A 12,904-nucleotide genomic window follows, 5' to 3' on the forward strand; every position below is an offset into this window, starting at 1 on the left:
GACAGGCCGGGTAGGAACGCAGTCGTTGGCCGGAATCACCGATCCCGCACAGCCTTCCACTCCCGCAGTATCGCCGCCTCATCCGCCGGGTCGAGTCCACCCTGCCGTACGTCGGCCGGGTGCGCTCTCATCCAGGACGCGGTCGCCCGAACGGTGTCGGGGAGCGGACGGACCGCCAACCCGGCGTCCCGCGCCGGCCCGGCGTCCCGGTCCAGCAGGCCGGCGGACTCCGGCAGCCGCACCCAGAGCGGCAGGGCCCGCTCCCCCGACCACTCGCGTACGTCGTGGGCCAGCAGGAACTCCTGGTCGACCCAGGTGAGGACCGGATCGGCGACACCCAGCCCGGCGGCGACCCCGTTCAGCAGATCGGCCCGGGACATCGCCGGCCCGACACCGTCGTACGTGCCGCCGAGGCGGGTGTCGGCGGCGTGCAGCAACCAGCCGGCCAGATCTGCCACGTCCACGAACTGCACCCGGTCGCTGGGCGTGCCGGGTGCGAGCACCTCCCCACCGGCCGACAGCCGACGCACCCAGTACGGGAAGCGGTCGCTCGGGTCCTCGGCGCCGACGATCAGCCCCGCCCGGCAGATGAACGAACGATCCACGCCCATCCACTCCCGGACCAGCCGCTCGATGCTCACCTTGCACTCGCCGTACCAGCGGTGGTCCGGTCCCACCGGACCGTCCACGTCCGCTGGGGCCGGTGGCAGCACCGGCGCGTCGGTCGCGGTCTGACCCGGGGTGGTGTTGTCCGCGTACACCGAGATCGTCGACACGAAGGACCAGTGTCCGACGTGGTCGGCGAGCGCGGCGAGCGCGTGCCTGGCGTGACTGATCTGGCGGGTCACATCGATGACGGCGTCGAAGCTCTCGCCGGCGAGCTGCGCCAAAGCCTGGGGATCGTCCCGGTCCACCGGCACGAACCGGACCCCGGCCGGCGCGACCCCGGACACGCCCCGGGCCGCGCAGGTCACCTCGTGACCCTGCTCGACGGCGAGCTGGGCCGTCGCCCGGCCAAGGAATCGAGTGCCACCCAGGATGAGAATTCGCATCGACCGATCCTGCGCCACCGAGGTCCGTTTGAACGACCCACTCTGCCCAGGGCAGACCGCGATCATGGAGTGGTTGCCACCCCCCTCGGCGTGTCGCAGCAATAACCTCATGATCGACGGAGGGGGGTGGGGGTGGGGGTGGGGGTTAGCGTGGGGTGCATGGTTGTGGGCAGTGTTTTGGTTACCGGGGGTTCTGGTGGGCTGGGCAGGGCGGTGGTGGCCGCGTTCGTCGAGGCGGGTTGGCGGGTGGTCGTACCCGAGCGGACCGCCCGGCCCGGCTCGGGCCCGGCGGCGGACGAGCTGGTCCGGCTGGTCGCGGGCCTGACCGAACCGGAGGGGGCCGCGCGGGCGGTCGAGGTCGCCGCCGACACGCCGGCCGCGCCGCTGCGGGCGGTGGTCAACCTGGTCGGCGGGTACGCCAGCGGCGGCCTCGTGCACGAGACGCCGGTCGAGGAGTTCGAACGGATGCTCACCCTCAACCTGCGGCCGACCTACCTGGTCACCCAGGCCGCGCTGCCCCACCTGGTGGCGGCCGGTGGCGGCGCGGTGGTCTGCGTCTCGGCCCGCGCGGCCCTCGCCCCCTTCCCCGGCGCGGCCGGCTACGTGACGGCCAAGGCGGCGGTGCTGGCCTTCGCCAACGCGGTCGCGGTGGAGTACCGGTCCCGCAACGTGCGCTGCAACACCGTGCTGCCCAGCGTCATCGACAGCCCGGCGAACCGGGCCGCCCAGCCGGACGCCGACCACTCCCGCTGGGTGCCCCCGGCGGAGATCGCGACGGTGATCCGATTCCTCGCGTCGGCCGAGTCGGCCCCGACCAGCGGCGCCACCGTCCCGGTCTACGGGCGGGCCTGAGCCGTCAACGGGTCACCGTCACCGCGCGGCGTCCCGGGCGACGGCGGCAGCCAGGTCCCCAGGTACGCCTGGATCTGCTCGGTCACCTCCTGGGCCGGGCGGCCCGCGTCCACCAGCACGAAGCTCGGGTATTCGGGCAGGGCCCGGTAGGCGGTGTCCGCCGCTGTCAACCAACCCATCGTCTCGTGGTCGGTGCCGCGCTCCTCGATGCGCCGGTACGCCTCCGCCGGGTCGACGGCGAGCAGGAAGGTCACCTCCGGTGTCGGGAACAGCCGGTAGCCGGCCCGCGCGAGCCGCTCCCAGCGCTGCCCGCCGTTCGCCCGGATGCTCGCGTACTGGCAGGCCGAGTAGCGGTCCATCACTGCCGTCCGGCCGGTGAGCAGGCAACTGAGCAGGGCTGCCGCGATGGCGAGCCAGCGCAGCACGGACTCCACCGCCAGGACGCCGTCGCGCCCGACGAGCCGTTGCGCGTCGGGCCGCCCGAGCCGGTGGGCGAGGCGACCGAGCCAGCGCCGCCCGCTGGCGTTGCGGCGGTATTTCGCGGGGCGGCCGGCGGCGGTCAACGCGTCGGCCAGCCGGTGTGCCTGAGTGGTCTTGCCCGAACCGTCGATGCCGATCAGGGCGACGGTGCGCAATCGGGCCCTGCCGCGTCGCATCCCCGATGATCTGGCCACCCTCCACAGGTTATCCGACCCATGCACCTGGTCCGCGAGGTTTGCGGTGCTTCATCCCTGTTGACACCCGACCGCGACACAACCAGGTGTGGCCGACCGTAATGCCGGGTACCGGAGTCTGAAATCCAACCGCCGGTCCAACCGACATGACGACGGGAGAACCAGATGGCTGAGCGCGGGGACGAGAGTCTGGTGCACACCCTCAAGAAGGTCGCCGCCGTGCTCAAGCAGTCCGAGATCCCGTTCGCCCTGGGCGGCAGCTTCGCCGTGTACGCCCACGGGGGCCACTCCAGCGAGCACGACGTCGACTTCCTGATCCGGGAGGCCGACGTGGAACAGGCGCTGGAGGCCCTGGTGGCCGCCGGCTTCGTCGCTCAGCGCCCACCGGAGGACTGGCTGGTCAAGGTCTTCGACGACGACCGGATGGTGGACCTCATCCATCGGCCGATCGAGACACCGGTCACCGAGGAGACGTTCGCCGACACGGTCATCCGGCCGGTGGACGCCATCCACATGCCGGTCCTGTCCGCCACCCAGCTGATGGTGCACAAACTGCTCAGCTTCTCCCAGCACTACTGCGACTTCGCCCGCGGCCTGCCGCTGGCCCGCTCGCTGCGGGAGCAGATCGACTGGGAACGGGTACGCAAGGAGACGCAGCACTCGCCGTACGCGGAGGCGTTCCTGGTGCTGCTGGACCGGCTGGAGGTGGTGCCGGCTGTCGGCACCCAGCCAGGAGAGGGGACATCGTGACCCATCATCGCGACATCGGCGCCGGGCCACCGGACGAGTACGTCGAGGCGGAGATCCAGCGGCTGCTCGCCGAGGACCCCGCCGTCGCCGAACAAGGGATCACCGTGGTCCGACGAGAACGCGCCCTCGTGCTCTACGGCGAGGTGGAGAGCCCGCACCGGCGTGCGGAGATCCTGCGCCGGGTGTCCGAGCGCTTCCCTGACGTGCCGATCGCCAGCGACATCGGGGTGATCCGCGCCCAGGCGCCCACGGAGATCGAGCAACTGCCCTGAGGGAGGTTCCATGGTGATCCGGATCGCCGCTGTGGGTGACGTGCATCTGGACGAGGACGTGGTCGGCCGGTTCCGACCCGCGTTGGAGGAGTTGCCGGAGTGCGCCGACGTGCTGCTGCTGGCCGGGGACCTGACCCGGCACGGCACCGAGGCCGAGGCGCGCTGCGTGGCAGAGGAGTTCGGCGGGTTGGCCGTGCCGGTCGTGACCGTGCTGGGCAACCACGACCACCAGTGTGACCAGGTGCCGCAGGTGGTCAAGGTGCTCGAAGAAGCGGGCATCACCGTGCTGGAGGGTAACGGCGTGGTGTTGGACTGCGCGGGCGGCCGACTCGGCATCGCCGGCGTCAAGGGCTTCGGCGGCGGGTTCGCCGGGCGGTGCGCGAGCGACTTCGGCGAGCCGGAGATGAAGGCGTTCGTGCGGACCACCACCGACAGCGCGGACCGCCTCGGCGCTGCGCTGCGCTCACTGGACTGCGACATGCTGGTCGCGCTCACCCACTACGCGCCGGTGCCGGACACGCTGGCCGGCGAACCGTTGGAGATCTACCCGTTCCTCGGTTCGTACCAGTTGGGGCAGGCGATCGACTCCGCCCCCACGGCGCTTGCCCTGCACGGGCACGCACATGCCGGCACCGAGCGCGGCACGACCCCCGGCGGGGTACGCGTCCGCAACGTCGCGCACCCGGTGATCAAGCAGGCGTACAGCGTCTTCCACGTTGGCGATCAACTTGATACCGACCAGGTTTCCCCGCTCGGCCAGTCGGGTATCCAGAGGTCATGGAGCTGATTCTTTGGATTCTCGCAGTCGTACTCGTGGTCGCCGGCATCCTCGCGCTGTTCCGCCGGCAGATCCTGTGGGGCATCGTCCTCATCGTCGTCGGGCTGTTGGTCGGCCCGGGTGGTGTCAGCATCTTCAATTAGCGTTCACACTTTTTAACACCGGGACCCGCCGGGGTCGCCGCGGCCAGAGCTTCGTCCTCCCGACAGAAGCACCGGTCGCAGCGGCCCCGGCGCTTTTTCGCGGGCGCTCCCGCCCCCTGACCCCGGCCTCGGTCCGACCGCAGATGCCCCGCTGAGCCCCTGTAGAGCTGCCCCAGATCTGGGGCGGCGGGTCAGGGGCACGGCCGGGACGGCCGCGACGGCCGCGACGGCCGCACCAGGCGCGACGGGCGCAACGGCCGCGACGGGCGCGACGGCCGCGACGGGCGCAACGGCCGCGACGGCCGCAACGGCCGCGACGGCCGCAACGGCCGCGACGGCCGCACCAGGCGCACCAGGCGCGACGGGCGCGACGGGTGCGACGGCCCGCGGTCCGTTGATGGGGCAGCTCTACAGGGCCACGCTGGTGGCGGTGGGGCCGGTGCGGGTGCCCGACACCCCCGCCGTCGACGGTTTGAGCCGACGCTGGATGGAAATTATCTCGACCATGGAGATAGCTCAGGGGGCGCCCAAGACCTCCGGCCGACGGCGGTGGTGGGCCCTCGCGGGCTTTGCGGCGGCGGTCTTCGTCGCGGCCGCGATCGGAGGGCTGGGGGTGCAGGGCACCACCCACGAGTACGCGAGCCTGCGGCAGCCCGGTTGGGCACCGCCCTCGTGGCTCTTCGGCCCGGTCTGGACGCTGCTCTACGCGCTGATCGCGGTGGCCGGCTGGCTGGTGTGGCGCCGGGTCGGCTTCTCCTCCGCCCTCTGGGCGTGGACCGCCCAGCTCGTGCTCAACGCGATCTGGACCCCGCTGTTCTTCGGCGCGGGGCAGTACGGTCTGGCGTTCGCCGAGATCGTGCTGATGTGGTTGGCGATCGGGCTCACCGTGGCGCTCTTCGCCCGGGTGTCCCGAGTCGCGGCTGCGCTGCTCCTGCCCTACTGGGCCTGGGTCACCTTCGCCGCCGCGCTGAACCTGTCGATCTGGCGGCTCAACTCCTGACCGGAGAGTCTCCGGCGAGCGGTCGCCCGCCCACCGGAGACCATCGTCATTCCGCCCTCAGCAGCGGGGGACGTTCGGGATGTAGCCGTCGTGCCCGGTGTACACGTACGCGTCGGCGATGTACCTACCGGAGCCGATCCGGTCCCAGATCGAACTGGTCCCGTACGTGCCGGTGACCGTGGTGCCACTGGTCTGGCAGGCGATGGTCACTCGGGTGCCGTCGGCGACGGTGCCCACCGAGGCGTACCCGGTGCCGGGGCCGGAGCGCACGGTCAACGGGGTGCCGCTGGTGTCGACCGTGCCGTTGCCGCTGCCCGAGGAGCACCCGTTGTCGCTGGTGTAGGTCTTGGAGCCCCAGTACAGGGCGAGGCTGCCGTTGAACCGGACCTGGACGTCGTTGCCGTCGAGGCGCTGCTCGTAGTGCAGGTGTGGGCCGGTCGAGCCGCCGGTGCTGCCGACCCAGCCGAGCACCTTGCCGTAGCCGACCGTCTGCCCGACCGAGACGTTGAAGCCGTTGAGGTGGGCGTAGTAGGTGCTGTAACCGCCCCCGTGGTTGATCCGGACGTACTTGCCGTAGCTGGTGCCGCCGAGATCGGTCACCCGGTCGACGGTGCCGGGGGCGCTGGCCACCACCGGGTCGCCGAGGTCGTCGGTGCGGTTGAAGTCGACGGCGTACGCCGGGCTGTGGTCCGACCTGGTCTGCCCGGACCAGGACTGGCCGCACGGGAACGGCACCTTGAACGTCGGCGCGGCCAGGGCCGGGCTCGCCGGCGTCAGCACTCCCCCGACGAGCAGACCCGTCACCAACAGGCTGATCCACCGCTTACGCATGCAGCTCCTCCTATGTCGAAAACCTTCGATGAGGCGCCCCTAGCCTGACAGATATCGTCAGCCTTCGAAAGGGTCCGAGATCCGGCCCGGGAGCGCGCCCGGGAAGCGGCGCTGAGGTTTCCGGATTGTTACTCGCTCGTGTCTGACTGGGGGTGGACCAGGCCGGATGCAAGCGCTTACATGTGTGCACGCCCAATCGGACCGGCGACGGGTCACCAGCAGAGACCGCGCCGGCTAGGAAGGAGGACGGCATGGCGGTCTTTACCAGACCACGCCAGGCCTTCGTGATCGCCGGTGTACTCGGGCTGGCGCTCAGCGCCACCGCTTGCGGTACCGGCGACGACAAGAAGAGCAACAACGCGGGCTCGGCCGAGTGCGCCGCGTACGACAAGTACGAGGGCCACGACGGCAAGAAGGTTTCCATCTACGCGTCCATCCGCGACGCCGAGGCCGACCTGCTCGAGCGCTCGTGGAAGACGTTCGAGGACTGCACCGGCATCGAGATCGACTACGAGGGCAACGCCGAGTTCGAGGCGCAGCTCCCGGTCCGGGTCGACGGCGGCAACGCGCCCGACCTGGCCTTCGTACCCCAGCCGGGTCTGGTCAAGCGGTTCGCCGACGCCGGCAAGCTGAAGTCCCTCGGTGCCGACACCAAGACGATGGCCGAGCAGAACCTGCCGGCCGACTGGCTGAAGTACGGCACCGTCAACGGCACCCTCTACGGTGTGCCGCTCGGCGCCAACGTGAAGTCCTTCGTCTGGTACTCGCCGAAGCTCTTCAAGGAGAAGGGCTGGACGGTCCCGACCAGCTGGGACGACATGATCAAGCTCAGCGACACCATCGCCGCGAGCGGCATCAAGCCGTGGTGCGCCGGCATCGAGTCCGGTGACGCCACCGGCTGGCCGGCCACCGACTGGGTCGAGGACGTGATCCTGCGTACGCAGGGCCCCGAGGTCTACGACCAGTGGACCACCCACGCCATCCCGTTCAACGACCCGCGGATCGTCGACGCGGTCAACCGGGCCGGCACGATCCTGAAGAACGAGAAGTACATGAACGGCGGCTTCGGCGGCGTGAAGAGCATCGGCACCACCGCGTTCGGTGAGGCCGGCCTGCCCGTCACCACCGGCAAGTGCGCCATGCACCGGCAGGCGTCCTTCTACGCCAACCAGTTCCCCGAGGGCACCAAGGTGTCCGAGGACGGCGACGCGTTCGCGTTCTACTTCCCGGCCATCGACACGGCCAAGGGCAAGCCGGTGCTCGGCGCGGGCGAGTTCGTCGTCGGGTACGCCGACCGCCCCGAGGTGCAGGCGGTGCAGACGTACCTCGCCTCCAGCGAGTACGTCAACAGCCGCGCGAAGCTCGGCAACTGGGTCACGGCGAACAACAAGCTGGACATCGCCAACGTCGCCAGCCCGATCGACAAGCTCTCCGTCCAGATTCTTCAGGACAAGAGCGGCGTCTTCCGCTTCGACGGATCCGACCTGATGCCGGCCGCGGTCGGCGCGGGGACGTTCTGGAAGGGCATGGTCGAGTGGATCAACGGCAAGGACACCGCGTCGGTGCTCCAGGGCATCGAGAGCAGCTGGAAGTGATCTGAGCGGTGGGCCGGTCCGCACCCGCGGACCGGCCCACCGGCGGATCTGGACCTGGGAGGGTCGATGGAGTTCGACTTCGCTGAGGAACAGCCGAAGTTCCTCATGCTGATGTACGGGCTGATCGCTTTCGTCGTGGTGGTGGGCGGTCTGCTCCTGCTGCTCGACGTGGTGCCGGCCTGGTTCGCTCGGCGCCGGGAGGCGCAGCTGGTCGCCGCGTCCGCCAGCGGCGCCCCGCTCCCCCGCCGACGCAGGCAGGGGGAGGGACTCTTCGCGCTCTTCTTCCTGCTGCCGACGCTGCTACTGCTCACGGTCGGATTGGTCGTTCCGGCCATCCGCACCACGCTGCTCTCCTTCATGGACGCGGGCAGCACCAACTGGGTGGGGCTGCGCAACTACGGCTGGATGTTCTCCGACGACTCGATCGTCCGGGTCCTGATCAACACCCTGATCTGGGTCGTTCTGGTCCCGCTGATCGCGACCGGGTTCGGCCTCATCTACGCCGTGCTGGTGGACAAGGCCCGGTTCGAGGCCGTGGCCAAGTCACTGATCTTCCTGCCGATGGCCATCTCCTTCGTCGGCGCCAGCATCATCTGGAAGTTCGTCTACGCCTACCGTGGTGACGGTGACCAGATCGGTCTGCTCAACCAGATCGTGGTCAGCCTCGGCGGTGAGCCGAAGCAGTGGCTGCTCGAATCGCCCCTGAACACGCTGCTGCTGATCGTCATCATGGTCTGGATCCAGGCCGGTTTCGCCATGGTGGTGCTCTCCGCCGCGATCAAGGCGATCCCCGGCGACATCGTCGAAGCCGCCCGACTCGACGGCGTCAGCCCGTGGCAGATGTTCTGGCAGATCACCATGCCGAGCATCCGGCCGGCGCTGATCGTCGTGGTGGTGACACTCACGATCGCCACGCTCAAGGTCTTCGACATCGTCCGGACCGCGACCAACGGCAACTACGACACCAGCGTGATCGCCAGCGAGATGTACAACCAAGCCTTCCGGTACGGCCAGAACGGGCAGGGCTCCGCACTCGCGGTCTTCCTCTTCCTCCTGGTCATCCCGGTCGTGATTTACCAGATCCGCAACCTCCGTCAACAGCGGGAGGGCTGAGATGACGACCGCAACGCCGACCGTCGCCGTCGGCACCCAGAAGACCGACGGCACCCCGTCCACCACCGCCGGCCGGGTCCGTAAACGGTTGAACAGCCGTACCGCGACGCTGATCTCCATCATCATCGCCGTGTTCTGGACCATCCCGACCTTCGGTCTGCTCATCTCCTCCCTCCGACCCGAGGACGAGATCAAGACGACCGGTTGGTGGACGGCGTTCACCAACCCACAGTTCACGCTGGAGAACTACCAGCAGGTCCTCTTCGGACGCTCGTCGTCCTCCGGGCAGCTCGCCAGCTACTTCATCAACTCGCTGGCGATCACCGTCCCGTCGGTGCTCTTCCCGCTCGCCTTCGCGTCCCTCGCCGCGTACGCGCTGGCCTGGATCAAGTTCCGTGGCCGGGACTGGCTCTACATCGCGATCTTCGCGTTGCAGATCGTCCCGTTGCAGATGGCCCTGGTGCCGCTGCTGAAGTTCTTCTCCACCGGCGTCACCGTCGGCGGCGTCACCCTGATGCCGGCCTGGGACCTGGTCGACGAGCAGAAGTTCGCCCAGGTGTGGTTCGCGCACACCTGCTTCGCACTCCCGTTCGCCGTCTTCCTGCTGCACAACTTCATCTCGCAGCTACCCGGGGACCTGATGGAGGCGGCCCGGGTCGACGGGGCCACCCACCCGAAGATCTTCCGTACCATCGTGCTGCCGCTGATCGCCCCGGCGCTGGCCGCCTTCGGCATCTTCCAGTTCCTCTGGGTCTGGAACGACCTGCTGGTGGCGCTGATCTTCGCCGGCGGCGGCAACGAGACCGCCCCGCTCACCGTCCGGCTCGCCGAGATGGCCGGCACCCGGGGCAACGAGTGGCAGCGGTTGACCGCCGGCGCGTTCGTCTCCATCGTCGTACCGCTCATTGTCTTCCTGTCCCTGCAGCGCTTCTTCGTGCGCGGCCTGCTCGCCGGCAGCGTCAAGGGCTGACCCGCTCGTCCACCGTCGCCCGGCCCCTCGGGCGGCGGTGGACGAGCCGGGCACCGAGCGGGGGGAACCGTGACGAAGATCGATGATGTCGCCCGGTTGGCCGGGGTGTCCACGGCCACCGTCTCGCGGGCCCTACGCGGGTTGCCGACGGTCTCGGCCGCCACCCGACGCCGGGTGCTCGCCGCCGCCGAGCAGCTCGACTACGAGGTCTCACCGAGCGCGTCCCGGCTCGCCGGTGGCCGGACCGGCACCGTCGCGGTGGTGGTCCCCCGGATCACCCGCTGGTTCTTCAGCACCGTCGTCGAGGCGGTCGAGGAGTACCTCCACCAGTCCGGCTACGACCTGCTGCTCTACAACCTGGGCGGCCGGGAGCAGGTCCGCCAGCGGGTCCTGCGCACGGCCAACCTGCACAAGCGGGTGGACGCCATCATGCTCGTCGCCACACCACTGCGGCCGGCCGACCTGACCGCACTGGCCACCCTGGACCTGCCCGGAGTGACCATCAGCTCGGGGAGCAGGGTGCCCAACTGGCCGTGCGTACGGATCGACGACGTGGCGGCCGCCCGAACCGCCACCCGGCACCTGATCGACCTCGGCCACCACCGGATCGCGCACATCTGCGGTGACCCGGACGACGAGTTGGCCTTCACCACCCACCTCGACCGTCGCCGCGGATACCAGGAGGAGCTGCGCTCCGCCGGCCTGCGGCCCGACCCGAGCCTGGACGTCGAGTCCACCTTCACGATCGACGGCGGCAACCGGGCCGCCGTCGAGTTGCTGGCCCGCGGCGAACCACCGACCGCGATCGTCGCCGCCTGCGACGAGATGGCGATGGGCGCGATGACCGCGGTGCGCGACGCCGGGCTGCGGGTGCCGCAGGATGTCAGTGTGATCGGCATCGACGACCACGACCTGGCTGGCGTGCTCGGGCTCAGCACCATCGCCCAGCCCGCCGCCGAGCAGGGCCGGATGGCCGCTCGGATGCTGCTCGACCTGCTCGGCGCCCGCCCGCTGGGAGCCACCGTGCGGCAGCGGAGAGCCGGCTGCGACACGCCGGTGATCCTGCCCACTCGGCTGGTGGTCCGGGACTCGACCGCACCACCCCGGGCACACTGAACTCCACCACCCACAGCTCGACACGGGAGACGACCCTGAACACCGATCCGACGCAGCAGACCCCCGCCGGTCACCCGGTCACCGGCTGGTGGACCGAGGCGACCATCTACCAGATCTACCCCCGCTCGTTCGCCGACTCGGACGGTGACGGGATCGGTGACCTGCCCGGCATCACCGCCCGCCTCGACCACCTGGTCGAGTTGGGCGTGGACGCGGTGTGGCTGTCGCCGTTCTACCCGTCACCGCAGGCCGACGCCGGCTACGACGTGGCCGACTACCGCGACATCGAGCCGCTGTTCGGCACCCTCGCCGACGCGGACAAGCTGATCGCCGACGCGCACTCCCGCAACCTGCGGGTGATCGTCGACCTGGTTCCGAACCACACCTCCTCGGCGCACCGCTGGTTCCAGGCGGCCCTTTCGGCCGCACCGGGCAGCCCGGAACGGTCGCGGTACATCTTCCGCGACGGCCTCGGCCTGGCCGGCGACCAGCCGCCGAACGACTGGCAGAGCGTCTTCGGCGGCCCCGCCTGGACCCGGACGGTGGGCCCGGACGGGCAACCCGGCCAGTGGTACCTGCACCTGTTCGACACGGCGCAGCCGGACCTCAACTGGGACAACCCTGAGGTGCACGCCGAGTTCCTGGACGTGCTGCGGTTCTGGCTGGACCGCGGGGTGGACGGCTTCCGGGTCGACGTGGCGCACGGCCTGATCAAGCAGGCCGACCTGGCCGACTGGCAGGAGCCACAGGAGATCCTCTCCGGCAACGAGGTCGACAAACCGCGCCCGCCGATGTGGGACCAGGACGGCGTGCACGAGATCTACCGGCAGTGGCGGCAGGTTTTGAACAGCTACCCCGGCGAGCGGGTGCTGGTCGCCGAGGCATGGGTGGAGCCGGCCGAGCGGCTGGCACGCTACGTCCGCCCGGACGAGATGCACCAGGCCTTCAACTTCGAGTACCTGCTCGCCTCGTGGACCGCACCGGCCCAGTACGCGGTGATCACCCGTTCACTGGAAGCGACCGACTCGGTCGGCGCGCCGACCACCTGGGTGCTGTCCAACCACGACGTGGTGCGGCACGCCTCCCGGCTCGGCCTGCCGATCGGCACCGTACGGCCCAACGGCATCGGCATCGGCGACCCGCAGCCGGACGCCGCGCTCGGCCTGCGCCGGGCCCGGGCGGCCACCCTGCTGATGCTCGCCCTGCCCGGCTCCGCCTACCTCTACCAGGGTGAGGAGCTGGGGCTGCCCGAGCACACCACACTGCCCGACGAGGCCCGGCAGGACCCGACCTGGGCCCGGAGCGGGCACACCCAGCGCGGCCGGGACGGCTGCCGGGTGCCGATCCCGTGGGAGGCCGACGCCCCGTCCTACGGCTTCGGGCCGACCGACGCGAGCTGGCTGCCGCAGCCATCGCTCTGGGCGGAGTACGCGCTGGACCGCCAGCGCGACGTGCCCGGCTCGACGTACGAGCTGTACCGTGCCGCGCTACGGCTGCGCCGCGCCCACGGGCTGGGTCGGGGCACCCTGGAGTGGGTGTCCTCCGGCGACGAGGTGCTGACCTTCCGCAACGCGGGGCTGACCGTGCTGACCAACTTCGGTGCTGCCCCGGTGCCGGTACCGGCCGGCGCCGAGGTGCTCGTCAGCAGCGCACCACTGGACGACGACGGCGCGGTCCCGACCGACGTGACCGTCTGGCTGCGCGGCTGACCCCAACCCCGACCGGCCCATTCCGTCGACCCATGCTCCCGAGTGGGCC

14 protein-coding genes are annotated in these 12,904 nt (G+C 70.3%); 11 read left to right on the forward strand and 3 right to left on the reverse strand.

Annotated elements, in window-relative coordinates:
- Positions 1-35: 35 nt before the first annotated feature.
- Positions 36-1,052: an NAD-dependent epimerase/dehydratase family protein gene (locus C7C45_RS00235; protein ID WP_110561705.1), complete on the reverse strand. Its 1,017-nt coding sequence runs from the start codon at positions 1,050-1,052 to the stop codon at positions 36-38.
- A gap of 159 nt (positions 1,053-1,211) precedes the next feature.
- On the opposite strand from C7C45_RS00235, the gene C7C45_RS00240 reads away from it, so the two are divergent.
- Positions 1,212-1,904 carry an SDR family NAD(P)-dependent oxidoreductase gene (locus tag C7C45_RS00240; protein WP_110561706.1) on the forward strand — a complete coding sequence of 231 codons (693 nt, stop codon included), beginning with the start codon at positions 1,212-1,214 and terminating at the stop codon, positions 1,902-1,904.
- Here the strand turns inward: C7C45_RS00240 and C7C45_RS00245 are convergent.
- Entirely contained in the window at positions 1,889-2,560 is a 672-nt protein-coding gene (locus C7C45_RS00245) for a nucleoside/nucleotide kinase family protein (RefSeq protein WP_110561560.1), read from the reverse strand. The two genes, C7C45_RS00240 and C7C45_RS00245, sit on opposite strands and share 16 nt — an antisense overlap.
- A gap of 183 nt (positions 2,561-2,743) precedes the next feature.
- On the opposite strand from C7C45_RS00245, the gene C7C45_RS00250 reads away from it, so the two are divergent.
- From C7C45_RS00250 to C7C45_RS00270, 5 genes are all read left to right on the forward strand, one after another.
- The gene (locus tag C7C45_RS00250) at positions 2,744-3,328 is read left to right on the forward strand and encodes a nucleotidyltransferase (protein ID WP_110561561.1); all 585 of its coding nucleotides are present in this window, start codon (positions 2,744-2,746) and stop codon (positions 3,326-3,328) included.
- Entirely contained in the window at positions 3,325-3,600 is a 276-nt protein-coding gene (locus tag C7C45_RS00255; protein WP_110561562.1) for a BON domain-containing protein, read from the forward strand. Before C7C45_RS00250 ends, C7C45_RS00255 begins: the two co-directional genes overlap by 4 nt.
- Before the next feature lie 10 nt (positions 3,601-3,610).
- Positions 3,611-4,387, forward strand: a complete 777-nt coding sequence (locus C7C45_RS00260) for a metallophosphoesterase family protein (protein WP_110561563.1) — start codon at positions 3,611-3,613, stop codon at positions 4,385-4,387.
- Entirely contained in the window at positions 4,378-4,521 is a 144-nt protein-coding gene (locus tag C7C45_RS33825) for a GPGG-motif small membrane protein (protein WP_007464364.1), read from the forward strand. Before C7C45_RS00260 ends, C7C45_RS33825 begins: the two co-directional genes overlap by 10 nt.
- A gap of 505 nt (positions 4,522-5,026) precedes the next feature.
- Complete coding sequence (locus C7C45_RS00270) at positions 5,027-5,521, forward strand: TspO/MBR family protein (RefSeq protein WP_110561707.1); 495 nt, start codon at positions 5,027-5,029, stop codon at positions 5,519-5,521.
- A gap of 57 nt (positions 5,522-5,578) precedes the next feature.
- Here the strand turns inward: C7C45_RS00270 and C7C45_RS00275 are convergent, their stop codons facing one another.
- Entirely contained in the window at positions 5,579-6,352 is a 774-nt protein-coding gene (locus C7C45_RS00275; RefSeq protein WP_110561564.1) for a M23 family metallopeptidase, read from the reverse strand.
- Positions 6,353-6,603: 251 nt separating this feature from the next.
- Between C7C45_RS00275 and C7C45_RS00280 the strand changes: the two genes are divergently transcribed.
- The 5 genes from C7C45_RS00280 (at position 6,604) to C7C45_RS00300 (ending at position 12,855) form a co-directional block, all read left to right on the forward strand.
- Positions 6,604-7,947, forward strand: coding sequence for an ABC transporter substrate-binding protein (locus C7C45_RS00280; RefSeq protein ID WP_110561565.1), 1,344 nt, complete (start codon positions 6,604-6,606; stop codon positions 7,945-7,947).
- Between the two features lie 66 nt (positions 7,948-8,013).
- Complete coding sequence (locus C7C45_RS00285) at positions 8,014-9,060, forward strand: carbohydrate ABC transporter permease (protein ID WP_110561566.1); 1,047 nt, start codon at positions 8,014-8,016, stop codon at positions 9,058-9,060.
- A 1-nt stretch (position 9,061) separates the two neighbouring features.
- On the forward strand, positions 9,062-10,030 hold the full coding sequence (locus C7C45_RS00290) for a carbohydrate ABC transporter permease (RefSeq protein WP_110561567.1): 969 nt from the start codon (positions 9,062-9,064) through the stop codon (positions 10,028-10,030).
- A 69-nt stretch (positions 10,031-10,099) separates the two neighbouring features.
- Positions 10,100-11,146: a LacI family DNA-binding transcriptional regulator gene (locus C7C45_RS00295; RefSeq protein ID WP_110561568.1), complete on the forward strand. Its 1,047-nt coding sequence runs from the start codon at positions 10,100-10,102 to the stop codon at positions 11,144-11,146.
- A 35-nt stretch (positions 11,147-11,181) separates the two neighbouring features.
- Positions 11,182-12,855 carry a glycoside hydrolase family 13 protein gene (locus C7C45_RS00300; protein ID WP_110561569.1) on the forward strand — a complete coding sequence of 558 codons (1,674 nt, stop codon included), beginning with the start codon at positions 11,182-11,184 and terminating at the stop codon, positions 12,853-12,855.
- Positions 12,856-12,904 lie beyond the last annotated feature (49 nt).

Source organism: Micromonospora arborensis, from assembly GCF_003205615.1.
Classification (GTDB): domain Bacteria; phylum Actinomycetota; class Actinomycetes; order Mycobacteriales; family Micromonosporaceae; genus Micromonospora; species Micromonospora arborensis.

Bases quoted from the DNA above. Each gene is read 5' to 3' on its own strand.
- C7C45_RS00235 (WP_110561705.1), bottom strand. From the start codon at position 1,052: ATGCGAATTCTCATCCTGGGTGGCACTCGATTCCTTGGCCGGGCGACG.
- C7C45_RS00240 (WP_110561706.1), top strand. From the start codon at position 1,212: ATGGTTGTGGGCAGTGTTTTGGTTACCGGGGGTTCTGGTGGGCTGGGC.
- C7C45_RS00245 (WP_110561560.1), bottom strand. From the start codon at position 2,560: ATGCGACGCGGCAGGGCCCGATTGCGCACCGTCGCCCTGATCGGCATC.
- C7C45_RS00250 (WP_110561561.1), top strand. From the start codon at position 2,744: ATGGCTGAGCGCGGGGACGAGAGTCTGGTGCACACCCTCAAGAAGGTC.
- C7C45_RS00260 (WP_110561563.1), top strand. From the start codon at position 3,611: ATGGTGATCCGGATCGCCGCTGTGGGTGACGTGCATCTGGACGAGGAC.
- C7C45_RS33825 (WP_007464364.1), top strand. From the start codon at position 4,378: ATGGAGCTGATTCTTTGGATTCTCGCAGTCGTACTCGTGGTCGCCGGC.
- C7C45_RS00270 (WP_110561707.1), top strand. From the start codon at position 5,027: ATGGAGATAGCTCAGGGGGCGCCCAAGACCTCCGGCCGACGGCGGTGG.
- C7C45_RS00275 (WP_110561564.1), bottom strand. From the start codon at position 6,352: ATGCGTAAGCGGTGGATCAGCCTGTTGGTGACGGGTCTGCTCGTCGGG.
- C7C45_RS00280 (WP_110561565.1), top strand. From the start codon at position 6,604: ATGGCGGTCTTTACCAGACCACGCCAGGCCTTCGTGATCGCCGGTGTA.
- C7C45_RS00285 (WP_110561566.1), top strand. From the start codon at position 8,014: ATGGAGTTCGACTTCGCTGAGGAACAGCCGAAGTTCCTCATGCTGATG.
- C7C45_RS00290 (WP_110561567.1), top strand. From the start codon at position 9,062: ATGACGACCGCAACGCCGACCGTCGCCGTCGGCACCCAGAAGACCGAC.